This is a genomic window from Flavobacterium inviolabile (genome assembly GCF_013389455.1).
In the GTDB taxonomy this organism is placed as follows: domain Bacteria; phylum Bacteroidota; class Bacteroidia; order Flavobacteriales; family Flavobacteriaceae; genus Flavobacterium; species Flavobacterium inviolabile.
This window is the reverse complement of record NZ_CP058278.1, coordinates 599,227-624,774: the sequence shown is the minus strand read 5'-3', so window position 1 is coordinate 624,774 and position 25,548 is coordinate 599,227. Positions and strand designations below refer to the sequence as shown.

The following is a 25,548-nucleotide window of genomic DNA, read 5'->3' as shown; positions in this document are numbered from 1 at the left end:
TATTTGGACTGACTAAAAATACTAACTAGACTAGCTAAAATGAAAAAAATTACCCTTTTTCTGACCCTAATGGTAGGGTTAACTGTCTTTTCTCAGAATAAAGTCGCCCAGAAAGTGGGTGAATTGCAGTCGAGAAAGGCAGACTTCAAGAAATTTTCGGTATTAGCAGCGTCACAAAAACCGCAGGGTAAAGAAATTGCCCGGGTGGTAAGTGATGCTTCTTTTGCAGAGATTAAGACGGAAGCGGTTAATGAAATTGTATCCCAGAAAAACGGAACAATTGAATTGGAAATACCTTATCACGATGAAATCATAACGCTTCAGCTTTATAAAGTGGATTTATTAGCTGAAGGGTTTCATATTGATACGGATAAGAAGAAAAATATTGCCTACCAGCCGGGTGTTTATTATCGCGGAATCATTAAAGGAGATGACAAATCGTTAGTGTCCTTTAACTTTTTCAGGAATGAATTGAACGGAATTGTTTCCAGTGCAAAACTGAGTAATCTAACCATCGGTAAACTGGATAAAAAGAACAACCAGAAAGATTACATTATCTATGAAGATCAGAAATTAAAAATTGCCAACGATGCAGAATGTGCTACTGATGATAAAGTAGGGGAATTCAAAAATGAACCTGCTACATCATTGAACCCAACTAGTACAAAATGTGTGACGGTTTATTTTGAAATGGATTACAACCTGTATCAGTCCAACGGAAGTAATACAACAACAACTTCAAACTGGATGACCTCAGTTTTTAATAATGTACAGACATTATATAATAACGATGGTATTACAACAGCGTTGAAATCGGTTTATATCTGGACAACACAGGATCCTTATGAAGGAGTAGGAACCAGTTCAGGGGATTATCTTGGTAAATTTAATGCTGTAAGACCGGTATTTGATGGCGATGTAGGACAGCTTGTAGGTATTGATCCGGGAGGATTAGGCGGTGTAGCAGTAACCATTGGCGGAATATGTACAGCTAACAATTACAGTTATTCTGATGTGAACTTCAGCTACAGTACAGTGCCTACTTATTCCTGGACCGTTCAGGTGGTAACACACGAATTGGGTCACTTGCTTGGATCAAGACATACGCATGCCTGTGTGTGGAATGGCAATAACACGGCGATTGATAACTGTGCACCAAGTGCATTGGGATCTACAGCAGAAGGATACAGCTGTATGACAAACCCTCCAACAATCCCTTCTTCTTCCGTTAAAGGAACCATTATGAGCTACTGCCATTTGGTGAATGGAGTAGGAATAAGCTTTACAAACGGATTTGGTCCGCAGCCAACAGCGGCCATTTTAAATCACGTAAACTCCAGAGCCTGTTTAAGTACAGACTGTATCAATACCTGTATCAATACGGTTACCGGAATAGAATCGACTATGGGAGCTGGCAATACATCAGCCATCATCACATGGACAGATTCCGGAACGGCTACCTCATGGGAAATTGTGGTATTCCCGTTTTCAGGAACGCCGGGAACGTGGACTACGGTTACTACCAATTCGTTTGATGCTCAGGGCTTAAGTCCGAATACCTATTATAAAGTTAGAATCAGACCGGTTTGTACTGCCGGAGCAACCTCATTATCCCGTGATTATATATTGTTAACAGGTGCAGATTACTGTAACAATATTCAGTTAACAGATACCGGAGGTGTATTTGGACAATATGCTAACAACCAGACTTTTGTTAGATCGTTAGTGCCGAATCTGGCTAATAATAAAGTGAAAATCACTTTTACAAGCTTCAGACTGGAAGACGGTTATGACTTCCTGTATGTTTATAACGGTTCTACTACTGCAGCACCATTGGTGGGCGGTGCAGGATTAACCGGAACAACAATTCCTGCACCAATTGAATCGACAGCTGCAGACGGAGCATTAACACTTAAATTCGTTTCCGATCCGGGTGTAACCGATTCCGGCTGGGTAGCAACAACATCTTGTGTACCGTCATTGGGATTAGATGAAGCAACCTATCTGGATTTCTCTTACTATCCGAATCCGGCAAACGGTTTGGTAACTATAGTTTCCAAAGATGCGATAACCGCTTTAGAGGTGTTTAACGTACAGGGACAATTATTGTACTCGAACAAGCTGAATGATATGACTACAAAAGTTGACATGTCAAATTATGCAACAGGTACTTATTTCTTTAAAATGACTATCAATAATCAGACAGTGAATTTTAAAATTGTGAAATTTTAATTAAAATAAAATCACCAATGTTTAAAAACCGTTTACACTCACAGGTAAACGGTTTTTTTAATTTTCAAATCCTTATCTTTGTTTGTAAAACAAAAACAAAACTATGTACGAAATTATTCAAAAGGCCCATTCCGGTTTGGCTTACCTGGCTTTATTGGCATTATTTATTGCAGTGATTAATGCTTTTATGGGGATTAATTCTAAAAGAAATTTTGAACCAAAAGACCGAAGAATCTCATTATTCGGATTAATTTTTTCCCACATCCAATTACTTTTTGGTTTTATTCTTTACTTCGTTTCCCCGTTAGGTAAAGAAGCATTTGGACAAATGAGTAACAGTGCCCTTCGATTAACATCCTTGGAACATCCGCTAATCAATATTATTGCGATTGCTTTAATCACTGTAGGATGGTCAAAACATAAAAGAGAAGAAAGCGAAAATGGAAAATTCAAAAAAATCGCCGTTTTTTATGCAATAGGATTACTTCTTATATTAAGCAGAATACCATGGAGTCTATGGTTTTAATAATTGAAAGCCCGTAAGGGCTTTTTTTATCAATGGCATGTTTCTTGCTGACTTAAGTATCTTTAAAATTGAATAGAATGAAAAAAATAATTGTATATATAGTATTCGTTTCGCTTTCTGTTTTGCTAATTAGCAGTGTTACCGGTAAGGTTTTTGCCGTACAGGCTGACCCTAAAACAAAAGCAAATGATACCATTAAAAAAGATTCAATCGCTATTCAGGGCGGACTTAAACTTAAGGGTTTCAAGAAAAATGTTCACGCATCCTATTATGCCGATCGGTTTAATGGCAGACGAACAGCCAGCGGTAAAAAATTTGACAATTCAAAATATACGGCAGCACACCGGAACTTACCGTTCGGATCTAAAATTAAAGTGACAAATGTTGCCAATAAAAAAGCGGTTATCGTTGAGGTAATCGACAGAGGACCATTTACCAGAGGACGTGAAATCGATTTGTCCAAAAAAGCGTTTATGGAAATCACTCATGGTAAAGGAAGAGGATTTGTCAATGTAAATATTGAAATAATCCAGGATTAATTACTTCAGCTTGCTTCCTTTAGCAGCCCACCATCCGATGGTTTCCACTTCCAGCCGGCCGGCTTTTACCGCCGGATCCAGTTTGGCAAGACTGTCAGCCTCTTTTAAAGTAGCGGTGTTAAAAATGACAATACCGGAAATATTGTCGTGTTTGTCAATAGGACCGGCAAGGCTTATTTTACCGGTTTCATGCAGCCAGGAAAGATGGGCCATGTGATTTTTCTGGATCACTTCCGTTTCTTCTTTCGGCTGATTTCTGTTTTTCCCCTTTTTTAATAAAACCAGGAAATACTTCTGCATGGTGTAGGTAGTATCACCGTCTTTATAACGAAACGTCTCCGGGGCAATTCCGGAAACCACTGCTTTCTTTTCCGTTTGGTTTTTTGGAGTACCGCATGAAAAAAGAAAGAATAATGCCGATAAGGAGGTAAAATATTTCATAAACAAGGGGTTAAAGTGACCAGCTTTGATACGGATGATGACTTAAAAAAGCATTGTAATACCTTTTGTCACCCGTGACTTCTTTGCCAATCCAGTCCGGTTTTTCGAAATGCTCCGATTCCGAATCCAGTTCAATCTCGGCAATAATCAATCCTTCGTTTTCTCCGGAAAACACATCCACTTCATAAACGTGATTACCCTGCGGTATCTCGTAACGGATTTTATCGATAACACCCTTTTCACATAAAAGAAGAAGGTTTTCGGCTTCTGCCAGTGGAATCTCCGTTTCCCATTCAAACCGGGTCGTTCCCGACGCATTGCCTTTGCCCTTGATCGTGATATAACCCTTTTTGCCTTTGATCCGTACCCTTACCGTTCTTTCCGGATTAGAATTCAGATAACCCTGAACAATCCTGTTTTCGGTATGTGCAGCGGCTTTAAAAGCATCGGATGTAACTAAAAACTTTCGTTCTATTTCCTGCATTTTTAGAGAAATTAACCTAATTTAGGAGCAAGTTAAGAAAATAATACCGCTCAAATTGTAATTTTGCGGGAGAATAATTGCCAAAAACAACAGTATGAATTTAAGACATAAACTACAATCAGCCTTGACCATTGAAGCGTTATTTAACAAACACTTTGAAAATCAACAATATGTCTCTGAAGATAATCTGCATTTTTTGGTGGATTTAGTTCATCTTTTCCGACCGAAAAAACCAAAAAAAGAAACCGTTGTTTCCATTGCGAAATTACTGCTCTACCTGCAGGAGAATCCCGAAAAAAGAGCCTTACTGATAACCTATCTGACGCATGTTTTTAAAGAAAGAAAATTCAGCCGGATGCTTTCGGATGCAGCGATACTACAGGATTCCGATTTTGTTTTTGAAGTAAAAAAACGATTGTTAGCCAAGGTTTTACCCTATCAGCCGCAAAAAGACACACTGCAATACATCTTGAATCAGGTGTTTTACCTGAACTCGGATGCTGTCTGGATTAACAAAGTCCCGATAGAAGAGCTGTACCAGCTTTATGATTTATTGTCTTTTAACGATATGTATGTTTCGGCTAAAGAAAAATCACCACTATCCGAAATGTTGCAGGTAATGAGCATTATCCCGCAGCGTATGAGCGGTAGAGCGATGGAGAATGATGTGATCAAGATGGTGCCGGAATACAGCCAGTTTGAAAGTCCGTTTACCGCTTTTGAAAAAGAATTGCTGCTGATAATAGAACGGGTAAGAACCGATGAAGCGCATTCCATTACATCCGATGATCATTTTTACAAGCAATTGCTGATCTTACACAAGCAATGTGAAGAATATGTCGACAAGGCATTTAGCAACAGCTCCAAATACGGAATATCGATAAAAGTTAACCAGAGTTTGCTGCGAATCCGCCAGCAGCTGTACCGGATGAAAATCCTGATTCCGTTATTGGTGGTCAATAAAGAAGAAGACAAAAGAAACAATACCATTCAGTTAGCATTAAAACTCATCAAGTTTAATTGCTATAAAAATAATGTTGGCCAGTTGTTCAACGAAAGTACACAGCTGCTTTCGTATGAAATCACGCAGCATACGGCCAAAACCGGCGAGCATTATATTACGGAAAGTGCCGGCGAATATTTTGGCATGCTGAAGGCGGCGCTTGGCGGCGGCTTTATTGTTGGGGTGCTTTGCGTGATCAAACTATTGTTTTCGAAGATTGAAACCAGTGCTTTCGGGCATGCCTTTTTATACAGTTTGAACTATTCACTGGGTTTTATCGCCATTTACCTTTGCGGATTTACGCTGGCAACCAAACAGCCGGCAATGACGGCAGCAACCATTATCCAGTCGTTAGAAAAAGGAATGAAGAAACAGTCCAGAAACGAAGACAAGCACAGCTCGTTTGCCCGGCTTTTTGCCCGTTTATTCCGTTCGCAGTTTATCGCTTTTGTGGGTAACGTAGTCATGGCTTTCCCCGTTTCGTTATTGGGAATATGGCTTATCGACCTTGTTTTCGATTACAATATTGCAGCGACAAAATGGCCTAAACTGTTGGGGGATTTAAACCCCATATATTCTGCGGCCATCTTCCACGCTTCGATAGCCGGTGTGTTTTTATTCCTTTCCGGGATTATTTCGGGAAGTATTTCCAATCGAAACAAACACAATCAGGTGTATTATAGAATCCAGGAGCACCCGTTGTTAAAACTGAGCCTGGGTGTGGAAAAAACAAAAAAAATAGCCACCTGGTTTGAAAATAACTGGGCGGGAATTGTTTCAAACGGATGGTTTGGCGTCTTTTTGGGAAGTACCGCTTCAATAGGAATCTTTTTAGGACTAAACCTGGATATCCGCCACATTACTTTTGCCAGCGGAAACTTTGCCTTAGGACTATACGGAACCGATTTTAAAGTGGATTTCTGGATGATTTTCTGGAGCATCCTCGGAATCGGAATAATTGGTTTTATGAACTTTATTGTGAGCTTTGCGCTGTCGTTAGGACTTGCATTCCGTTCCCGGAATATTCCAATCTCGGAATTCCGGTTGCTGAATAAAGCCATCTGGGCACATTTTAAAAAACATCCGGGTGCCTTTTTCTTCCCGCTAAAGGAAAGAAATCACGAAGAATAATCGTTATTCAGCTGCCGGATCATATCGGAAGGCGTAATCTTTTCAAGCTGCTTAAACACACGGTTAAAAGTAGATTGATTCGAGAATCCTGCTTCGGTATAAATAGACATCAGCGTTACTTTTTCCAGATCGTTTTCGACCAATAGTTTTTTTACACAATTAACCCTGTACCGGTTGAGATAGCTGTTAAAATTGGGATAACCATTATGGCGTATTGCTTTTGAGATATAGCTGTTGTTTACACCCAATGCTGCCGACAGTTTGGAGATGTTGAAAGTAACATCCTTATAAAACTGCTGGTCTTGCATGGCACTTTCAATCTTTTCAAACAGTTCATCTGCAAACGGCGGATCTTTTTCGGCAACGTTGCCCGTTCGGGTTTCCGTATTCGGCACATTTTCAATTTGATGGTAAATCTCTTCCCGCCGTATTTTATCCTTGTAATAGATGAGAAGGGCAATCACAGCTACATTAGAGATAACAAGAAAAGTATCCGTCAGCTTTACATCTTCCCGGCTGTGTTCTTTAAAGTCAAAATCAAAATTTACGGAAATCAAATAGCCTGCAGCAATATTTAAAAGAACAAACAGACTGTAGAGAATAACATATTTTCTGGAGAAAAACACATAAGCGGCTAATGGAATTGGCATAAGCCATACAAAACTTGCTACAGAGTTGTGCCAGAAAGCGAGCATGATGTAAAAATTGTAAAAGGAAGCAATGATCATATACGAGTGAACCAGTATGTTAACAGAGTACCGTTTGCCAATAATGAAATAAGAATATAGCAGGAAAAAAAGCCCGCCATAGAGATACCAGGACATTGTTTTGTCTACAATGAAAAAGGTAAAAATGCCGGCAAATATAAAAAGCACAATGGCCATTAAAATGATATAGGAACGAACCAGTGCTTTTTTATATTTTTCGATCTTCTGAAGTTTTGTAAGGCCTGAGGATGTCATTACTGTTCTATTATTACCGGGTTATTACTTCAACTATTTTTCAATCAGTCATATTCGGTAAATGACTGTATTAAGGCGTTGACTAGAAGTGCTTTATAGAGTATAAGCCGTTTTCCGGTTTTCATTGATAGGACCTGAAAATGATTTGTCTGGCGGGATAACTTTGCACTTCAATAAAGCGGGATAACTCTTTGTACTATTAAAGCGGGGTAACTTTATTTTGGGGTAAAGTGTTTATTAGTGTAAAGATAAAGAAGACAGGGTAAAAATAAAATGATTTCCAGGTCGTATCCCGCTTTTTTAATAAAATATTTAAAAAGCACGTAAAAAGATGAAGGAAGTTAAGTTATTGGGATGCAGTTTGATTTTAAGTTTTTTTTCTATTGGAATTTTTGCACAGGTAGGCATCAATACAGCGGCTCCGAAAGCCACTCTGGATGTTGTGGGAAAACCGGATGCCGCAACATCGGCCGATGGCGTAATTGCTCCGAGAATGACCGGTGATCAGCTAAAAGCCAAAGATGCGGTCTATCTTGCTGAGCAGACCGGAGCACTGGTATATGTAACGGAAGCGGTAAACACACCATCGGTAAAAACGGCGAGAGTAGATAAACCGGGATATTATCTCTTTAACGGGGTAACCTGGAAATTTGCTTTTGGCGGAAATGATGAGGACATTGCCATCGGCGAATTGGTCTATTATCACGGTAGTATTCCGGCAAGTACGGCCGGCGCGAATATCCTGGCAAGCACCTATCTTGCTGACCTTCCCGTATTGGGCGGTGTGCTGAGGCTGGATGCCCAGTTTAACGCCAATTCCTCGGGAACAGGTGCCGCAACTACATTTAATCCCCGTTTGTACAACGTGAGTACCGGCAATATTAAAATTTGGGTTTCGGAAGTGTCTACCCATACCGGAGATTCCGATAATGGAAACATAAAATTAGTGCCGGGTGATTACCGGCAGTTTGACGATGGCGTTTACCTAACCCAGACCCATAATGAAACGGTAACTTTTGATATTACAATGCAGGAGCCGGAACCACGATGGTACAGGGTATATTATGCCATTCGCGTAGACAATAAATCCTATACAGGAAGCAGTAATGCGACCACTACAGATACAAATACGGCAGACAATACCCGGGAATTGTTTTTATCGGTACAGAAGCTGTATTGATTTCCGGAACTATTTAAAAAAAATCCATTTCTACAAACATAAAACAGAACCTATGTGATTTGAGAGGCTTAACGGCCTCTTTTTTTATTTGCGGATTTTGTTCTTTCGCGGCTGTAGCAAACAACCTGAGGGCGAAAAACGGAAGCCTCTTTTTCGCATCATTATCGCTTCATATCAGGGTTGATAATAAATTTCCTGTTAAACCGGAAGTGTCTGAAAGTATCGCCGTTTTTTTTAGGAATGCTTATTTTTTTATGGAATATACAATAAATTTACTCCATGGAATCGACTCCCTATTTCCGCAAAATTATCCATGTCGATATGGATGCTTTTTATGCTTCTGTTGAGCAAATGGACAACCCTATGCTTAAAGGGAAACCCGTTGCTGTTGGTGGTAGTGAAGTGCGGGGAGTGGTTTCGGCAGCGAGTTATGAAGCCCGGAAATTTGGTGTTCGGAGTGCAATGAGCGGCTATCTTGCCAAGAAAAATTGCCCGGAACTCATTTTTGTCCGGCCCCGTTTTGACCGTTATAAAGAGATCTCTAAAAAAATCCGTGCTATTTTTCATGATTATACGGATCTGGTGGAACCGCTTTCGCTGGATGAAGCCTATCTGGATGTTACCGAGAATAAAAAAGGAAACCCCAGTGCGACATTAATTGCCAAAGAAATCCGGAAACGGATTTTTGATGAAGTGGGCCTGACCGCTTCGGCTGGAATTTCCATTAATAAATTTGTGGCAAAAGTAGCCAGCGACATTAATAAACCAAACGGACAAAAAACCATCAACCCGGAAGAAGTGGAGCAATTTCTGGAAGAACTGGATATTAAAAAATTCTACGGAATTGGTAAGGTCACGGCGGAAAAAATGTATCAGAGCGGAATCTTTACCGGCAAGGATTTAAAAGCAAAATCGGTTGAATATTTAGAAGAACATTTTGGAAAAAGCGGCGTGCATTATTACAGCATTGTCAGGGGTATTCACAACAGTTCGGTAAAACCCAACCGGACGTTGAAATCAGTTGGCGCCGAAAGAACCTTTAACATCAATCTCTCTTCGGAAATCTTTATGGAAGAGAAGCTGGAAAACATTGCAAAAGAACTGGATAAGCGAATGAAGCCTCAAAAAATAGCCGGCAAAACCGTTACGCTTAAAATCAAATATTCCGATTTTACGTTGCAGACAAGAAGCAAGACGCTGCCGTATTTTATTTCGGATAAAAGCCTGATTTTTGAAACAGCCAAAGAATTGCTCTACCAGGAAAAAATGAAAGATTCGGTGCGTTTGCTCGGAATTTCTTTAGGAAACCTGAATACGGAAATAAAGAAAGCCGTTGTAGTACAGTTAAAATTTGATTTCTAAGTATAATCCGGAAACCGGTATCAAACAAAAAAGCTACCCGTTTGGATAGCTTTTTTAGTAGTATATTAGTTGATCTGCGAGATTCGTAAGGTATTAACCATCCCTTTGTCAATCACCGGCATGGCGGCAAGATTGATAAGCATGTCGCCTTCTTCGACAAATCCTTTTTCTTTCGAAATTTTATTGATATCCTCTACGGTATCGTCAGTGCTGACCAATTTATCGTATAGGAATGTATGTACCCCCCAAAGCAGGCTCAATTGTGTTACAATTCGTTTGTTTGAAGTAAATACCAGAATATGGGAATGAGGTCTCCATGCCGAAATCTGGAAAGCCGTATAACCGCTATTTGTTAAAGTTGAAATGGCTTTGGCATCAATATCATTAGCCATTAAAGCGGCGTGGTAACAAATCGATTTTGTAATGTAGCGTTTGGTTCTTACCAATGGCGGATTTTGAGGTACTTTAATTAAAGGAGAGTTTTCAACGCTCTCAATAATCTGTGTCATTTTCTCAATTACCTGAACCGGGTAACTACCCACAGACGTTTCTCCGGAAAGCATTACGGCATCGGCACCATCCATTACGGAGTTTGCCACGTCGTTTACTTCTGCACGGGTAGGTGTTAGGCTGGTGATCATTGTTTCCATCATTTGTGTGGCAATGATTACCGGTATACGAGCTGTTTTAGCTCGGTGTACCAGTTTTTTCTGGATCAGCGGTACTTCCTGAGCCGGCATTTCCACACCCAGGTCACCACGGGCAACCATTAAACCATCGGCAAAAGCAACGATTTTATCAATGTTTTCAACAGCTTCCGGTTTTTCAATTTTAGCAATAATCGGAATTTTATGGTCGGAATTTGCAGCGATCAGATCCTGTAAATCTTCCAGGTCTTTCGGTGTTCTAACGAATGAAAGCGCAATCCAGTCCACATTGTTTTTAATGGCAAAAAGCGCATCACGGATATCTTTTTCGGTTAAAGCCGGAAGTGATACTTTGGTATTCGGAAGGTTTACCCCTTTTTTAGATTTTAAAGGACCACCCTGAATCACAACCGCTTTTACTTCGGTGTTTTTATCGGTTTCCAGAACTTCGAAAATAAGCTTTCCGTCGTCCAGAAGGATGCGTTCTCCGGGATTCACATCTCTCGGGAACTCTTTATAGTTCATGTATACTTTTTGGGCAGTACCTAAAATGTCTTCGGCAGTGGTGAAAGTGATTTCATCGCCTTTGCTGACTACGACATCTTCTTTCATAACGCCTACGCGCAGTTTTGGTCCCTGTAAATCGGCCAGTATGGATGTTGCATAGCCAAATTCTTCGTTTAGCCCTCTAATAATGTCAATACGTTCTTTAACATCGGTATAATCTGCATGAGAAAAATTAATTCTAAACACATTTACTCCTGCATCGATCATATCTTTAATGATCTCTCTTGTACTGCATGCAGGACCAAGTGTTGCTACAATTTTTGTCTTTTTTCTTGTCGGCATTTGTATTAGAAAATTAAATTATTTTTTGATTTTAGTTTGTTCTGATCGATTTTGTAGGCCATGGTGATCTGTTTAATCGTTAGTAATTGGTCGATTAAACTGTCCAGGTCAAAAAAATCGTCGGTATTTTCGATTTTTATAATGTAATCCACTTTTTTTAATTCCGGAAGCAGGAAGATGTTGGTAGTAATATCAAATTCTGTTTCCTCAAAAAGGGTTGTTGCTTTCGTTTGGCGGGTTATTATTTTGGTCTTGTTCGGAATTAAATTCCAGAACAATTCATTAGCTTCGTCATCAAAAATAAAGCGGGTAAAATGACTTTTTCCCTCCTCGATCTGGATGCCGATGTCTTTACTGCTTTTTTCGAAGGTAACCGGTAATTTCTGATTGATAAAATAGGCTAATCGATAATCTTCCAAGGTAGCATGAATTGCAATCAATTCATAATCTTCGGAAATGAAATCGTCAATCAGTAGTTTGTGAATAGCCATATTTTCTTAAAAAATCAAATGTAAAGATAGTACATTAAAGATTTAAAAAACAGCAAAGCCGTGTTGTTAACGATAATTTAGCAAAGGCAGGTTGTTACTTTTTGTTCATCTTTTCCTGAAAAGCAAAATAGGCTCTTTGTGAGGCTTTCTCTTCTGCTTTTTTCTTAGACGTTGCTCTTGCTCTTGCAACGATCTTGTTGTCAATCTTTAATTTAACGCCAAAATATTTAATGCCTTCGTTTCCGTTGTCTTCAAAAACATCATAATGGAATGACAGCTTTTCTTTCTGGCACCATTCAATGACAAGACTTTTATAGCTGATTACTTTTCCTTCCAGTTTCGGGATATCGACATAAGGAGTGATTACCTTTTTATGGATAAATTTCTCACAATAGGTAAACCCTCTGTCCAGGTAAATGGCGCCGATTAAGGCTTCGAATAAATTTCCGTGTATATTCTCACCAAAATGCTGGGTAGACACTTTGCTTTCCACGTGTTTGATCAGGTTCAGGTCCTTGCCCAATTCGTTAAGGTGTTCCCGGCTCACGATTTTGGAGCGCATCTTGGTCAGATAGCCTTCATCGCCGGTGGGAACCATATTGAAAAGGTGGGCTGCAATAACAGAGCCCAGCATGGCATCGCCTAAAAACTCCAAACGTTCGTAGTTAAGCGGGTTTCCATCCTCGTCCGTTTTGTTCATCGAACGGTGGGTGAAAGCCTTGCGGTAATGGTTTAAATTTGCGGGTTTGAATCCTAATATTTTTTGGATTTCATCAAAAAAAATCCCGTCTTCATTAGAGCGGGAATTTGAAAATATTTTTTTGATAATACTCATTAGAATACTATAGCTCTATTTTTTTAACTAATACGCAAGCATTGTGTCCGCCAAAACCAAAGGTATTACTCATCACAACTTTCATGTCTCTTTTCTGAGCCTGATTGAAGGTGAAGTTTAATTTGTTATCGATGTTTTCATCATCGGTAAAATGGTTGATCGTTGGAGGAACAATTCCGTGTACGATAGAAAGAATAGAAGCAATTGCTTCAATGGCTCCGGCAGCACCCAGTAAGTGTCCGGTCATTGATTTTGTTGAATTCAGGTTTAACGTATAAGCGTGTTCGCCAAATACGTGCTGAATAGCTTTGCTTTCGGCAATATCGCCTAATGGTGTAGAAGTTCCGTGCATGTTCACACCGTCTACATCCGTTGGTTGTAAACCGGCATCTCTCAAACAGTTCAACATTACATTTTTAGCACCAAATCCTTCCGGATGCGGAGCTGTAATGTGGTGTGCATCTGCTGACATTCCGCCACCGCCAATTTCGCAATAGATTCTGGCACCACGAGCCACAGCGTGTTCGTATTCTTCCAGAATTAAAGCACCGGCTCCTTCTCCTAGTACAAAACCTTCACGGTCTTTGTCCATAGGGCGGGAAGCTGTTTTGGGATCGTTGTTTCTTGTAGAAAGGGCATGCATCGCATTAAAACCACCCATACCTGCAATGGTAACTGCTGCTTCAGAACCACCCGTAACCATAACATCAGCATGGCCTAAACGGATATAGTTAAAAGCATCAATTAATGCATTTGTAGAGGAAGCACAAGCCGAAACTGTAGTGAAGTTCGGACCTCTGAATCCGTATTTTATTGAAATGTGACCTCCGGCGATATCCGCAATCATTTTTGGTATAAAGAACGGATTGAACTTAGGAATACCACTTCCTTTTGCAAAATCCATAACTTCCTGCTGGAAAGTTTCCAAACCGCCAATACCGGATCCCCAGATAACACCAACTCTGTCTTTATCTAATTTGTCAAAATTGAAATTAGCATCGTTAACCGCCTCTTCAGATGAAACCATTGCATATTGCGCATAACGGTCCATTTTACGAGCCTCTTTACGATCTATGAAATTTTCAACATTAAAACCTTTTAGCTCACAAGCAAATTGTGTTTTGAAGTTGGTTGCATCAAAATAAGTAATTGGAGCCGCTCCGCTTACACCATTAATAAGACCATTCCAGTATTCTTGAATATTGTTACCAATAGGAGTAAGTGCACCTAATCCCGTTACTACAACTCGTCTTAATTTCATACGTTCAATTTTATAGTTTCAATTTAAACAAAAATACCCATGTTGTTTTCTTTTATGAATCAAAGGAAACATGGGTAATTTGATATATATTTTAATAGATTGTTTCCAATCAGTAGTATTTCTCTTAACCAAATACCTGTTGAAAAATAATAACACCCATGTATTCAGGAAAATGAACACATGGGATGCATGAGGTTATTATTTCTTAGCTTCTTCTATGTAAGAGATAGCTTGGCCAACAGTAGCAATGTTTTCAGCTTGGTCATCTGGAATTTGAATATCGAATTCTTTTTCGAACTCCATAATAAGCTCAACAGTGTCTAATGAATCAGCTCCTAAATCGTTAGTGAAGCTTGCTTCCGTTACAACTTCGTTTTCGTCAACACCTAATTTGTCTACGATAATCGCTTTTACTCTTGATGCAATGTCTGACATAATCTTTAATTTTAAAATTTAATTTGTTGGCAAAAATAAAAAACTTTATTTTAATACAACATTTTAGTTAATAAATGTGGCTACGAAAATAAAAAATTAATTTTACAAAGGCCTCTAAAAACTGTTTAATATCATTTATTATTCTTTTTTTTGCGGAATAAAAAAACACGGGATCGATGAGAAAGATTGTGATATTTGCTTCTGGTTCGGGCTCTAACGCCGAAAAAATTATTTTACACTTCAGGGATAATAGCCAAATACAGGTGGCGGCAGTTTTTTCGAATAATGCCACTGCAAAAGTTTTGGAAAAATCGGAAAAATTGGGTGTTTCGACCGTAATTTTTGACAAAAACGAGCTTTTTGACGGAACTGTTCTGGAAAAAATCGACACAATTCGGCCGGATCTGATCGTTTTGGCAGGATTTCTTTGGAAGTTTCCGGACAGTATTATTGCGCATTATCCCGATAAAATCATCAATATTCATCCGGCATTATTACCGAAATATGGCGGTAAAGGAATGTATGGCATGCATGTTCACCGTGCCGTTCTGGAAAATAAAGAAGCGGAAACGGGGATTACAATACATTATGTAAACGAACATTATGACGAAGGCGGTATTGTATTTCAGGCACGGACAGCTGTTGCAGATTGTCTGACGCCCGAAGAAATTGCGCATAAAGTGCAGCTTCTGGAACACGACCATTTCCCGGTGGTGATTGAAAACCTGTTAAAAGAATAACGTGAGTCACGAAGTACATATATATACAGACGGTGCTGCCAAAGGCAATCCCGGTCCCGGCGGTTACGGTGTAATCCTGCAATGGGTGGGCAAACCGTATAAAAAAGAATTCTTTGAAGGTTTCCGTCTCACGACCAATAACAGGATGGAATTGCTGGCGGTAATCGTAGGACTTGAAAAGCTCAAAATACAGGGCACAAAAGTGCTGGTTATCTCCGATTCCAGATATGTGATTGATTCCGTAGTGAAAGGCTGGGTTTTCGGCTGGGAAAAGAAAAACTTTGACGGGAAGAAAAATCCGGATCTCTGGATGCGGTTTTTAAAGATTTACCGCAAACACCAGGTGGACTTCAAATGGGTAAAAGGACACAATAACCACCCTCAGAATGAACGATGTGACGAGCTGGCCGTAATGGCTTCACAGCTGGAAAAGCTTTCTGTGGATACCTTTTATGAAAGAGAGCAGCATAATTAGGGAATGTTGTTGTAAACTTTACAATTACTTTGTGATGCTGAATCGTTGCAACTCTGAAACTTATGAAGTATATTTGCACCCTAATTTTCAACTCGTTTTATGAATAAATTATTAATTGTAGGAACTGTTGCTTTTGATGCAATTGAAACACCGTTTGGAAAGACTGATAAAATTTTAGGTGGTGCTGCTACATATATTGGACTTTCGGCTTCTTTTTTTAATTTAAAGTCGGCTATAGTTTCTGTAGTTGGTGAAGATTTTCCACAAGAATATTTAGACTCACTTAAAAATAGAAATATTGATATCTCTGGACTTGAAGTTGTAAAAGGAGGAAAGACCTTCTTTTGGAGCGGACGTTATCACAACGATTTAAATTCAAGAGATACCTTAGATACACAATTGAATGTATTGGCAGATTTCCAGCCAAAAGTACCGGCAGATTTTAAAGATGCCGATGTAGTAATGTTAGGAAACTTGCATCCTATTGTACAAAGCAGTGTTTTGGATCAAATGGAATCACGTCCTAAATTAGTAGTATTGGATACCATGAACTTCTGGATGGATTGCGCTTTACCGGAATTACTGGATGTCATTAAAAGAGTAGATGTAATTACAATTAATGATGAAGAAGCACGCCAGTTATCCGGAGAATACTCTTTGGTGAAAGCGGCTGCTAAAATTCAGGAAATGGGACCTAAGTTTGTGGTAATCAAAAAAGGAGAGCACGGAGCATTATTGTTCCACAATAAAGAAGTTTTCTTTGCACCGGCTTTACCATTGGAAGAGGTTTTCGATCCAACAGGAGCCGGAGATACTTTTGCAGGAGGTTTTTCAGGATATATCGCGCAGAGCGAAAATGTTTCTTTTGAAAACCTTAAAAACGCCATTGTTTACGGATCCAATTTAGCATCGTTCTGTGTTGAAGAATTCGGAACGCAGCGAATGGAACGTTTGCAAAAACCGGAAGTACTGTCCCGCTTGAAACAATTTAAAGCATTAACGCAATTTGAAATTGCATTACAAGAATAACGGATACATCCGAAGCCTCGAAACGGGGCTTTTTTTATTAATATACAAAAACACACAACAACACAACAACTATGAGTGACGCAATAAAACATGAGTGTGGCATTGCCCTTTTGAGATTAAAAAAACCATTGGAATTCTATAAAGAAAAATATGGTTCTGCTTTTTACGGGATACAGAAAATGTACCTGCTAATGGAAAAGCAGCACAACAGAGGGCAGGATGGAGCAGGTTTGGCAAGTATTAAATTAGATGTGGAACCGGGAGAGCGCTATATCAGCAGAATCAGATCCAATCAGGCGCAACCGATTCAGGACATTTTTGCACAAGTCAATCAAAGGATTAATGAAGAATTAGCGTTACATCCGGAGTATAACGACAATGTAGAACTACAGAAAAAAGAAATCCCTTATATCGGTGAACTGTTTTTAGGACACGTTCGTTACGGGACTTTTGGAAAAAACAGCATTGAAAGTGTACATCCGTTTTTACGTCAGAACAACTGGATGCACCGCAACCTGATTGTTGCCGGAAACTTTAATATGACGAATGTTAAAGAACTTTTCGACGATTTGGTACGATTAGGGCAGCATCCGAAAGAAATGGCTGATACCGTTACGGTAATGGAAAAAATCGGACATTTTCTGGATGATGAAATTACAGACCTGTATCAGGAATGTAAAAACGAAGGACTAAGCAAAAGAGATGCTTCTCCGGTAATTGCCGAAAGGCTGGATATTGCCCGTATTTTAAGACGTGCTTCCAAAAACTGGGATGGCGGATATGCAATGGCAGGACTTTTAGGTCATGGTGATGCATTCGTAACAAGAGATCCGGCAGGAATCCGTCCGGCATTTTATTACCAGGATGATGAAATCGTGGTGGTAGCATCCGAAAGACCGGTTATTCAGACCGTTTTTAATGTTCCGTTTGAAGCCATTCAGGAAATTACTCCGGGACATGCCATTATCGTAAAAAAAGACGGCCGCGTACTGGACAAACAAATCAGAGAGGCATTACCTTTAAAAGCCTGTTCTTTTGAAAGAATCTATTTTTCAAGAGGAAGCGATGCCGAAATTTACCAGGAACGTAAAGATTTGGGTAAACTGATCATGCCGGCTGTTTTAGAGGCTATTGATAATGATACGGACAATACGGTATTCTCATATATTCCCAATACTGCAGAAACCTCCTTTTACGGAATGGTGGAAGCGGCTCAGGATTTCTTAAACCAGCGTAAAATATCCGATATCTTAGCGAATAAAGAAGTTTTAACGGCTGAGAAGTTACAGGATATCCTTTCTGTAAAACTGAGAACCGAAAAAGTGGCGATTAAAGATGCGAAGCTGCGTACGTTTATTACAGAAGACAGCAGCCGTGATGATCTGGTAGCACACGTTTATGATGTGACCTACGGGGTTATTAAACCGACCGACAATCTGGTTATCATTGATGACAGTATTGTTCGCGGTACAACTTTAAAGAAAAGTATCATCAAAATGATGGACAGGCTGCATCCTAAAAAGATAGTGATTGTTTCTTCGGCGCCGCAGATCCGTTATCCGGATTGTTACGGTATCGATATGGCAAAACTGGAAGGACTGGTTGCTTTTCAGGCCGCTTTGGAATTGCTGAAAGAGCGTAACCTGTACCATATAGTGGAAGAAGTCTATCAAAAATCGAAAGCACAGGAAAATTTACCGGATAGTGAAGTGGTTAACTATGTAAAAGAAATGTATGCTCCTTTTACAGATCAGGAAATTTCCGATAAAATTGCTGCAATGCTGACTACTTCCTGTGTGGGAGCAGAGGTAAAAATCATCTTCCAGACCGTTGAAAATTTACACAAAGCATGTCCTAAAAATTTAGGAGATTGGTACTTTACAGGCGACTATCCGACAAATGGTGGTAATCGTGTTGTGAACCGGGCTTTTATGAATTTTTATGAAGGTAAGGATGCCCGTGCTTATTAAAGAGTTAAAAACGCGCTTTTTATCGAATTTATTAGTAGATAATCTGATTTATTTGATGACGGAAAGCGTTGACAATACATTTGTATCACCATAGCATTAGTAGGTTAAGTTTATGGTAGATTTGGGGCAAAAAGGGTGGAATTCTATTCCACCTTTTTCATTTTATAAAAAGGCATAAAAAAACCCGAAAGAATCAGGGATGATTCTTTCGGTTTTTTTTGTAAAAGATATCTTTATTTCGCAGCTGCAAAACGTTTTGCTACTTCAGCCCAGTTAATTACATTAAAGAAAGCTTCAATATAATCTGGTCTTCTGTTTTGATAGTTCAGGTAGTAAGCATGTTCCCATACGTCCATTCCTAAAATAGGCGTACCGCCGCATCCGATTCCCGGCATTAACGGGTTGTCCTGGTTAGGCGTTCCGCAAACATCCAGTTTTCCGCCTTTCTGAACACAAAGCCAGGCCCATCCGGAACCGAATTGTGTTGCTCCAGCTTTTGAAAACTGTGCTTTAAATTCTTCAAAAGAACCAAAAGCCGCTGTGATCGCCTCAGCTAATTCTCCTGTTGGTTGTCCGCCGCCGTTTGGTGACATTACTTCCCAGAATAAATTGTGATTGTAAAAACCACCACCATTATTACGTACAGCAGCTTTGGATAAATCCAGATTGTGAAGAATTTCTTCAATAGATTTTCCTTCCAGGTCTGTTCCTGCAATAGCAGCGTTCAGATTTGTAGTGTATGCATTGTGATGTTTGGAATGGTGTATTTCCATTGTACGGGCATCAATATGAGGCTCTAAGGCGTCATAAGTATATGGGAGTTGTGGTAATTCGAAAGCCATAGTATGATTTTTTATAGATTAGTATTATTTTTATTCAAATTTATAAATTAAACTTTGGAATAAAAAATAGTAATTCTCTATTCCGTTATTGGTAATTTCAATATAAACTTTTCTTAACTGTGAATAAAACTGCATTCTCCATATATGATGCTTCGGCAGGTTCCGGAAAAACCTATACGCTTGTAAAAGAGTATTTAAAGATACTGTTGCAATCGGATACCAACGATGCCTATAAAAAAATCCTGGCCATTACTTTTACCAATAAAGCGGTTGAGGAAATGAAAACCAGGATTGTTTCCAGCTTGTCGGAGTTTTCAAAAGAAGCGCCAAATGACAAAGCAATGGACCTGATGCAGGATATTGCTGCCGAAATACGGCTCAGTCTGGTTACGATTAAAGATAAATCGAAAGCTATTATTAAAAATATCATTCACAATTATGCCTCGTTTGATATTTCGACCATTGATAAATTCACCCATAAGGTTATTCGTGCGTTTGCACATGATCTGAATCTTCCGGTCACGTTTGACGTTTCTCTGGAAACCGATTCGTTATTGCAGGAAGCGGTTGATGCTATAGTCGCCAAAGCCGGGGAAGACCATGAACTGACCAATATCCTGGTAGACTTTTCAGTTGATAAAACGGATAATGATAAAAGCTGGGACGTTACCGGGGAATTACTGGATGTGGGCAGGCTGCTGATGAATGAAAACAACCGGAATGAGATCGTTAATTTCCAGGATAAAACAATTGAGGAATTCCAGGTCATCAAACAGCAGTTAACAGCTGCTATTGCAAAACTGGAAGCCGATTGTGTGGCGAAAGCCGATGAGGCAATGGCGTTGATTGAAAGCAAAGGCATCGATTTAAAATCGTTTTCCCGCGGAACTTTTCCGAATCATTTGGGATACATTCAGAAAGGAGAACTGAAAAGCAGCCATAAAAAATTCCGGGAAGCCGAAGATATAGCCGTTAATAAAACGGCAAAAGACAAAGAAATTATAGAAAGCATATCCGGAACGTTAATAACGTTGCTGGAGGAAGTCTATAAAAACTATGAAAAGAAAAGTTTTTATGAGGCCTTTCTAAAAAATATTACACCCTTATCGCTGCTGAACTCCATTAGTAAAGAACTGGAGCGGATTCAGAAAGAACAGAATATCCTGTCTATTTCCGAGTTCAATGCGATTATTTATAAAGAAATTCAGAACCAGCCGGCTCCTTTTATCTATGAGCGTCTGGGGGAACGGTACAAACATTTTTTTATAGACGAATTTCAGGATACTTCCGAAATGCAGTGGCACAACCTGATTCCGTTAATCGATAATGCGCTGTCGAGCGAAGATCTGAGCGGAACAAGAGGCTCGCTGATGATCGTGGGCGATCCGAAACAATCCATTTACAGATGGCGGGGCGGTAAAGCAGAGCAGTTTATTGCTTTGAGCAAATGCCGGAACCCTTTTTCAAATCCGGACAAGCAATTGGTGCGTCTGGAGAAAAATTTCCGGAGCTATTCGGAAGTCATCGAATTCAACAACGCCTTTTTTGCCATGCTGTCTGATGAGTTTTCCAATGCGGATTATCAGGATCTGTACAGGAACCACAGCCATCAGCAGGTAAATGCTAAAACCGGCGGCTATGTGAATATTTCGTTTATTCCGGATGTAGTGGAGGCCGACGAAAACAACGAGGAAGAAGCGGATGGAAAAGAGCAGTTGTACCTGAAAGCGACATTGCAGACCATTAAAGAAGTAGTGGCTAAAGGTTTTGCCTATAAAGATATCGTGTTGCTTACCCGTAAGCGCTCTTCGGGTGTGGCGCTGGCAAATTTTCTAACCGAAAATTCGGTTAAGATACTCTCGTCGGAAACCCTGTTAATTGAAAATGCCACAGAGGTGCGTTTGATCCTGAATGTACTGCGATACCTGAAAAACAATAACGATAAAGAAGCGAAAGCTGCCTTTTTGTATTTCGTTGCGCAATACAGGCAAACGCAGCTGCCGGTTCACGATTGTATCGAAAAAGGTATGCAGCAGGAAACGGAAGAAGGATTGGAACAATGGCTGCACGAACTGGGGATTATCATCTCGTTTAAAGACTGCCGTAAAAAATCCCTGTATGAAGCGGTGGAAATTATTGTGGCCGTTTTTATAAAAGAAAAAAGTACGATTTCCTACGTACAGTATTTCCTGGATCTGGTATTGGAAAGAGATGTGAGAACACAATCCGGAATTGCCGACTTTTTGGAATACTGGGATAAAAACGGATCGAAATTCAGTATTCCGTCACCGGAAGGTAATGATGCTGTCCGGATCATGACGATCCACAAATCGAAAGGACTTGAATTTCCGGTGGTTATTTTCCCGTTTGCGGAAGAAGACTATGCGCGCGCGCCGCGAAGTAAAATGTGGCTGGAAATGGATGAAGCCGATTTTGCTATTTCGAAAGCATTGGTGGATGTCAGGAAAGAAGTGTCGGAATATGGCGAAAAAGCCGCTTTGGTCTATGAAGAAAAAAGCCAGCAGGATTTACTGGACAATATCAACGTTTTGTATGTGGCACTTACGAGGGCGGAAGAACAGCTGTATATTATCTCCGGTAAAAATGTGAGCAGTAAAGGCGAGCTGAAAAACAATATGTCCTCCTATTTTATTAAATATCTGGATTATAAAGGCGTATATCAGGAGGAAAAAAGAATCTTCGAATTTGGAACACCGGAACGAAAATCTGTAGCCAGACCGCAGGGAGAGCAACAGCAGCTGATTACGGTAGTTCAGGAGAAATTAGATCCTAAGGCCGTGAAAATCGCCCAAAGAGAAGCTTTGATGTGGGGAACGGCTCAGGAAAGAGCTATTGAATTTGGAAATGTACTCCATGAGATCCTGTCTTTTGTAAAAACCGGCAACGATATCCCGCTGGCGATAATCAAGGCGCAGGAAAGCGGACTGATAACGCATACGCAAAAGGAAGAAGTAGAAAAAACCCTGTGGGAAATTGTGGAGCATCCCGAACTGCAATTGTTTTTTGAAGAAGGCAATGTGGTTTACAAAGAACAGAGTATTATTAAAAAAGGGAACAGAACCATTAAACCGGACAGAGTGGTTTTAAAAGAACGGAAAGCCTATTTGCTGGATTATAAAACCGGGATGCATCAGGCGAAGTATGAAAAACAGCTGGAAGAGTACAAAATGGCATTGGAAGAGATGGGATTTGAAGTGATGAAAAAGACCCTGGTGTATATAGGGGAAACTTTAAATGTGATACATTTGTAACCGAATAAATAGCATAACCGAATAAACAGCATATCATGTACGGAAAAATCAAAGATTATTTGCAAAACGAATTAAATACAATTCAGGAAAACGGATTGTTTAAAAAAGAAAGAATCATTACTTCTCCGCAGGGAGCCGAAATTAAAATTGCTTCCGGCGAAACCGTTTTAAATTTTTGTGCCAATAACTACTTAGGCTTGTCTTCTCATCCGGAAGTGGTTCAGGCAGCGAAAGATGCTTTGGATACACACGGTTTCGGAATGTCGTCTGTACGTTTTATCTGCGGAACTCAGGATATTCATAAAACATTAGAACAAAAAATAGCCAACTTTTACGGAACGGAAGATACGATCCTTTATGCAGCAGCTTTTGATGCTAACGGAGGTGTTTTTGAACCGTTATTGGGTGAGGAGGATGCAATTATTTCCGATAGCTTAAACCACGCGTCTATTATTGACGGAGTGCGTTTGTGTAAAGCGGCACGTTACCGTTATGAAAACAATAATATGGCCGATTTGGAGCAGCAGCTTATCAAGGCAAATGAAGAAGGAAGACGCTTCAAACTGATCGTTACCGATGGGGTCTTTTCAATGGACGGACTGGTAGCGCCTTTGGATAAAATCTGTGATCTGGCAGACAAATATGATGCAATGGTTATGGTAGACGAGTGCCATGCGGCAGGATTTATCGGAGCAACCGGAAAAGGAACATTGGAAGCTAAAAACGTTATGGGTCGTGTGGATATCATCACCGGAACATTAGGAAAAGCTTTGGGTGGAGCAATGGGAGGTTATACCACCGCTAAAAAAGAAATTATCGAAATTTTAAGACAGCGTTCCCGTCCGTATTTGTTTTCAAACTCTTTGGCGCCTTCAATTGTGGGAGCTTCAATAAAAGTGTTTGAATTGTTGGAAAAAGACACTGCTTTAAGAGATAAACTGGAGTGGAATACCAATTATTTTAAAACCGGAATGAAAGAAGCCGGATTTGATATTATTGACGGCGATTCGGCAATTGTACCGGTAATGCTGTATGATGCGAAACTTTCTCAGGTAATGGCAGATGAATTGCTGAAAAAAGGAATCTATGTAATCGGATTCTTCTTCCCGGTGGTTCCTAAGGATAAAGCAAGAATAAGAGTACAACTGTCTGCGGCTCATTCAAAAGAGCATCTGGATAAGGCAATAAATGCATTTAAAGAGGTTGGAAAAGCATTGGGAGTAATTCAATAAGAAGTTTTTAGTAAGAAAAAGCGAATTTTTTAACAAATTGCTTTGTAGTTAATATTTTACATCTTACTTTTGCTGTAATTATAACGTATTGTAATTAAATAAAAAAAGTATGAGACATCTAAACAAATTATTCGTAGCAGCATTGATGTTTGCGGGTCTTAGTTCGCAGGCTCAGGATAGCAATAACCCTTGGGCTATTACTATTGGTGCGAACGCTGTAGACACAAGATTCAGTGCCAGCAAGAAATTAGAAGAACAATTTTCACAGTATTTTAACGTAAGAGATAATTGGAATATTATCCCTTCTGTTTCTTTCGTTAATGTTTCTAGACACGTAGGAGATAACTTCTCTTTCGGAGTGACTGGATCGGTAAATAAAATTACAAGATTCGTAGAGCCAAGAGTTACGATTCCTGGAGATTACACTGTTGTAAATCCTGGTGATCTTTCTTACTACGGTATCGATGGGGTTATCAACTATAGCTTCATGAATTTAATCGGATCTAAAGTTATTGATCCTTCTGCTCACATTGGTGGAGGTTATACTTTCTTTGGAGATGCTAGTACAGGAACTGTAAACGGAGGTTTAGGTTTAACTTTCTGGTTCTCTGAAAACGTAGGTTTATCTTTCCGTTCAACTTACAAGCATTCATTTGATGAGACAAGAAATCCTTCTGTTGATGTTCCTTCTCATATGCAGCATTTCGCTGGTATTACTTTCAAATTTGGAGGTAAAGATACAGACGGAGACGGAATCTATGATAAAGATGACGCTTGTCCAGATGTAGCTGGTTTAAAAGAATTCCAAGGTTGTCCTGATACAGACGGTGACGGTATTCCAGATAAAGATGATGCTTGTCCGGATGTAGCTGGTCTTAAAGAATTCCAGGGATGTCCTGATACAGACGGTGATGGTATCGCTGATAAAGATGATGCTTGTCCTGAAGTAGCTGGTTTAAAACAATTCAACGGATGTCCTGATACAGACGGTGACGGTGTGCCAGATAACTTAGACAAATGTCCTTCTGTAAAAGGTCCTAAAGAAAATGCAGGTTGTCCTTGGCCAGATAGAGATGGTGACGGTGTAGCTGATAAAGATGATAAATGTCCAGACGTTAAAGGAACTGTTGCTAACAACGGATGTCCTGAAGTTTCTGACGAGACTATCAAAAAATTAAATGCTTACGCTAAAACAATCTTATTCAACTCTGGTAAAGCTACTTTCCAAAAACAAACTTTCCCAGTATTACAGTCAATCACTGCAATCTTGAAAGAATATCCTCATGCTAGATTCAGCATTGAAGGTCACACGGATAGCGATGGTAAAGATGCATTCAACCAAAAATTATCTGAAGAAAGAGCTAAAGCTGTTAAAGATTATTTAATCGAAAACGGAATCGATTTCGAAAGATTATCTTCAATCGGATATGGTGAATCTAAACCAATCGATACTAACAAAACAGCTAAAGGTAAAGCTAACAACAGACGTGTTGAGGTTAAATTAATCAAATAATTTAATTCACATACCTAAATAAATGAAACGTCCCGATTTATCGGGACGTTTTTTTTTATTCATAATTGTGGCTGATTGCTTTTTTTGAAGGTCAATT

At 39.6% G+C, this 25,548-nt stretch carries 22 protein-coding genes; 13 read left to right on the top strand and 9 right to left on the bottom strand.

What is annotated here, in order from left to right; genetic code table 11:
* Positions 1-39: 39 nt before the first annotated feature.
* From HW120_RS02755 to HW120_RS02745, 3 genes are all read left to right on the top strand, one after another.
* Positions 40-2,232, top strand: a complete 2,193-nt coding sequence (locus HW120_RS02755) for a M12 family metallo-peptidase (protein ID WP_177730579.1) — start codon at positions 40-42, stop codon at positions 2,230-2,232.
* Positions 2,233-2,335: 103 nt separating this feature from the next.
* Positions 2,336-2,758 carry a hypothetical protein gene (locus tag HW120_RS02750; RefSeq protein WP_177730577.1) on the top strand — a complete coding sequence of 141 codons (423 nt, stop codon included), beginning with the start codon at positions 2,336-2,338 and terminating at the stop codon, positions 2,756-2,758.
* Positions 2,759-2,835: 77 nt separating this feature from the next.
* Positions 2,836-3,297 carry a septal ring lytic transglycosylase RlpA family protein gene (locus tag HW120_RS02745; protein WP_177730575.1) on the top strand — a complete coding sequence of 154 codons (462 nt, stop codon included), beginning with the start codon at positions 2,836-2,838 and terminating at the stop codon, positions 3,295-3,297.
* Here the strand turns inward: HW120_RS02745 and HW120_RS02740 are convergent, their stop codons facing one another.
* A complete protein-coding gene (locus HW120_RS02740) occupies positions 3,298-3,738 on the bottom strand; it encodes a YciI family protein (RefSeq protein WP_177730573.1) in 441 nt (146 codons plus the stop codon).
* Between the two features lie 10 nt (positions 3,739-3,748).
* Positions 3,749-4,222, bottom strand: a complete 474-nt coding sequence (locus HW120_RS02735; protein WP_177730571.1) for a CYTH domain-containing protein — start codon at positions 4,220-4,222, stop codon at positions 3,749-3,751.
* Positions 4,223-4,316: 94 nt separating this feature from the next.
* On the opposite strand from HW120_RS02735, the gene HW120_RS02730 reads away from it, so the two are divergent.
* A complete protein-coding gene (locus HW120_RS02730; RefSeq protein WP_177730569.1) occupies positions 4,317-6,356 on the top strand; it encodes a site-specific recombinase in 2,040 nt (679 codons plus the stop codon).
* On the opposite strand, the gene HW120_RS02725 is transcribed toward HW120_RS02730, so the two are convergent.
* Positions 6,344-7,318, bottom strand: a complete 975-nt coding sequence (locus HW120_RS02725; protein WP_177730567.1) for a helix-turn-helix domain-containing protein — start codon at positions 7,316-7,318, stop codon at positions 6,344-6,346. The two genes, HW120_RS02730 and HW120_RS02725, sit on opposite strands and share 13 nt — an antisense overlap.
* Before the next feature lie 331 nt (positions 7,319-7,649).
* Here HW120_RS02725 and HW120_RS02720 point away from each other — a divergent pair, with 331 nt between their 5' ends.
* Positions 7,650-8,498, top strand: coding sequence for a hypothetical protein (locus tag HW120_RS02720; RefSeq protein ID WP_177730565.1), 849 nt, complete (start codon positions 7,650-7,652; stop codon positions 8,496-8,498).
* A 279-nt stretch (positions 8,499-8,777) separates the two neighbouring features.
* Positions 8,778-9,860: a DNA polymerase IV gene (gene dinB / locus HW120_RS02715; RefSeq protein WP_177730563.1), complete on the top strand. Its 1,083-nt coding sequence runs from the start codon at positions 8,778-8,780 to the stop codon at positions 9,858-9,860.
* A 65-nt stretch (positions 9,861-9,925) separates the two neighbouring features.
* Here dinB and pyk read toward each other — a convergent pair whose 3' ends face one another.
* From pyk to HW120_RS02690, 5 genes are all read right to left on the bottom strand, one after another.
* Entirely contained in the window at positions 9,926-11,356 is a 1,431-nt protein-coding gene (gene pyk / locus HW120_RS02710) for a pyruvate kinase (protein WP_177730554.1), read from the bottom strand.
* Between the two features lie 5 nt (positions 11,357-11,361).
* Positions 11,362-11,847 (bottom strand): IPExxxVDY family protein, encoded by a 486-nt coding sequence (locus tag HW120_RS02705; RefSeq protein WP_177730552.1) that lies wholly within the window; start codon positions 11,845-11,847, stop codon positions 11,362-11,364.
* A 94-nt stretch (positions 11,848-11,941) separates the two neighbouring features.
* Positions 11,942-12,682 (bottom strand): ribonuclease III, encoded by a 741-nt coding sequence (gene rnc, locus HW120_RS02700; protein WP_177730550.1) that lies wholly within the window; start codon positions 12,680-12,682, stop codon positions 11,942-11,944.
* 7 nt (positions 12,683-12,689) lie between these two features.
* Positions 12,690-13,943 (bottom strand): beta-ketoacyl-ACP synthase II, encoded by a 1,254-nt coding sequence (gene fabF, locus HW120_RS02695; RefSeq protein ID WP_177730548.1) that lies wholly within the window; start codon positions 13,941-13,943, stop codon positions 12,690-12,692.
* Positions 13,944-14,141: 198 nt separating this feature from the next.
* Positions 14,142-14,378 carry an acyl carrier protein gene (locus tag HW120_RS02690; protein ID WP_007137004.1) on the bottom strand — a complete coding sequence of 79 codons (237 nt, stop codon included), beginning with the start codon at positions 14,376-14,378 and terminating at the stop codon, positions 14,142-14,144.
* A gap of 176 nt (positions 14,379-14,554) precedes the next feature.
* Between HW120_RS02690 and purN the strand changes: the two genes are divergently transcribed.
* The 4 genes from purN (at position 14,555) to HW120_RS02670 (ending at position 18,592) form a co-directional block, all read left to right on the top strand.
* Positions 14,555-15,118 carry a phosphoribosylglycinamide formyltransferase gene (purN, locus tag HW120_RS02685; RefSeq protein WP_177730546.1) on the top strand — a complete coding sequence of 188 codons (564 nt, stop codon included), beginning with the start codon at positions 14,555-14,557 and terminating at the stop codon, positions 15,116-15,118.
* 1 nt (position 15,119) lies between these two features.
* The gene (rnhA, locus tag HW120_RS02680) at positions 15,120-15,593 is read left to right on the top strand and encodes a ribonuclease HI (protein WP_177730544.1); all 474 of its coding nucleotides are present in this window, start codon (positions 15,120-15,122) and stop codon (positions 15,591-15,593) included.
* Positions 15,594-15,692: 99 nt separating this feature from the next.
* Positions 15,693-16,622 (top strand): PfkB family carbohydrate kinase, encoded by a 930-nt coding sequence (locus tag HW120_RS02675; protein WP_177730542.1) that lies wholly within the window; start codon positions 15,693-15,695, stop codon positions 16,620-16,622.
* 71 nt (positions 16,623-16,693) lie between these two features.
* The gene (locus tag HW120_RS02670; RefSeq protein ID WP_177730539.1) at positions 16,694-18,592 is read left to right on the top strand and encodes an amidophosphoribosyltransferase; all 1,899 of its coding nucleotides are present in this window, start codon (positions 16,694-16,696) and stop codon (positions 18,590-18,592) included.
* Between the two features lie 233 nt (positions 18,593-18,825).
* Here the strand turns inward: HW120_RS02670 and HW120_RS02665 are convergent, their stop codons facing one another.
* Complete coding sequence (locus HW120_RS02665) at positions 18,826-19,434, bottom strand: superoxide dismutase (RefSeq protein WP_177730537.1); 609 nt, start codon at positions 19,432-19,434, stop codon at positions 18,826-18,828.
* Between the two features lie 119 nt (positions 19,435-19,553).
* Here HW120_RS02665 and HW120_RS02660 point away from each other — a divergent pair, with 119 nt between their 5' ends.
* The 3 genes from HW120_RS02660 (at position 19,554) to HW120_RS02650 (ending at position 25,451) form a co-directional block, all read left to right on the top strand.
* Complete coding sequence (locus HW120_RS02660) at positions 19,554-22,706, top strand: UvrD-helicase domain-containing protein (RefSeq protein ID WP_177730535.1); 3,153 nt, start codon at positions 19,554-19,556, stop codon at positions 22,704-22,706.
* Positions 22,707-22,741: 35 nt separating this feature from the next.
* Complete coding sequence (gene kbl, locus HW120_RS02655) at positions 22,742-23,938, top strand: glycine C-acetyltransferase (protein ID WP_177730533.1); 1,197 nt, start codon at positions 22,742-22,744, stop codon at positions 23,936-23,938.
* A 109-nt stretch (positions 23,939-24,047) separates the two neighbouring features.
* Entirely contained in the window at positions 24,048-25,451 is a 1,404-nt protein-coding gene (locus HW120_RS02650) for an OmpA family protein (RefSeq protein ID WP_177730531.1), read from the top strand.
* Positions 25,452-25,548: the final 97 nt, after the last annotated feature.

What these genes read in the sequence shown, in the direction of transcription:
- HW120_RS02720 (WP_177730565.1), top strand. Translation starts at nt 7,650, where the DNA reads ATGAAGGAAGTTAAGTTATTGGGATGCAGTTTGATTTTAAGTTTTTTT.
- rnc (WP_177730550.1), bottom strand. Translation starts at nt 12,682, where the DNA reads ATGAGTATTATCAAAAAAATATTTTCAAATTCCCGCTCTAATGAAGAC.
- HW120_RS02755 (WP_177730579.1), top strand. Translation starts at nt 40, where the DNA reads ATGAAAAAAATTACCCTTTTTCTGACCCTAATGGTAGGGTTAACTGTC.
- HW120_RS02750 (WP_177730577.1), top strand. Translation starts at nt 2,336, where the DNA reads ATGTACGAAATTATTCAAAAGGCCCATTCCGGTTTGGCTTACCTGGCT.
- HW120_RS02705 (WP_177730552.1), bottom strand. Translation starts at nt 11,847, where the DNA reads ATGGCTATTCACAAACTACTGATTGACGATTTCATTTCCGAAGATTAT.
- HW120_RS02745 (WP_177730575.1), top strand. Translation starts at nt 2,836, where the DNA reads ATGAAAAAAATAATTGTATATATAGTATTCGTTTCGCTTTCTGTTTTG.
- pyk (WP_177730554.1), bottom strand. Translation starts at nt 11,356, where the DNA reads ATGCCGACAAGAAAAAAGACAAAAATTGTAGCAACACTTGGTCCTGCA.
- kbl (WP_177730533.1), top strand. Translation starts at nt 22,742, where the DNA reads ATGTACGGAAAAATCAAAGATTATTTGCAAAACGAATTAAATACAATT.
- HW120_RS02675 (WP_177730542.1), top strand. Translation starts at nt 15,693, where the DNA reads ATGAATAAATTATTAATTGTAGGAACTGTTGCTTTTGATGCAATTGAA.
- HW120_RS02730 (WP_177730569.1), top strand. Translation starts at nt 4,317, where the DNA reads ATGAATTTAAGACATAAACTACAATCAGCCTTGACCATTGAAGCGTTA.
- purN (WP_177730546.1), top strand. Translation starts at nt 14,555, where the DNA reads ATGAGAAAGATTGTGATATTTGCTTCTGGTTCGGGCTCTAACGCCGAA.
- HW120_RS02650 (WP_177730531.1), top strand. Translation starts at nt 24,048, where the DNA reads ATGAGACATCTAAACAAATTATTCGTAGCAGCATTGATGTTTGCGGGT.
- fabF (WP_177730548.1), bottom strand. Translation starts at nt 13,943, where the DNA reads ATGAAATTAAGACGAGTTGTAGTAACGGGATTAGGTGCACTTACTCCT.
- HW120_RS02735 (WP_177730571.1), bottom strand. Translation starts at nt 4,222, where the DNA reads ATGCAGGAAATAGAACGAAAGTTTTTAGTTACATCCGATGCTTTTAAA.
- HW120_RS02690 (WP_007137004.1), bottom strand. Translation starts at nt 14,378, where the DNA reads ATGTCAGACATTGCATCAAGAGTAAAAGCGATTATCGTAGACAAATTA.
- HW120_RS02740 (WP_177730573.1), bottom strand. Translation starts at nt 3,738, where the DNA reads ATGAAATATTTTACCTCCTTATCGGCATTATTCTTTCTTTTTTCATGC.
- HW120_RS02670 (WP_177730539.1), top strand. Translation starts at nt 16,694, where the DNA reads ATGAGTGACGCAATAAAACATGAGTGTGGCATTGCCCTTTTGAGATTA.
- dinB (WP_177730563.1), top strand. Translation starts at nt 8,778, where the DNA reads ATGGAATCGACTCCCTATTTCCGCAAAATTATCCATGTCGATATGGAT.
- HW120_RS02725 (WP_177730567.1), bottom strand. Translation starts at nt 7,318, where the DNA reads ATGACATCCTCAGGCCTTACAAAACTTCAGAAGATCGAAAAATATAAA.
- HW120_RS02665 (WP_177730537.1), bottom strand. Translation starts at nt 19,434, where the DNA reads ATGGCTTTCGAATTACCACAACTCCCATATACTTATGACGCCTTAGAG.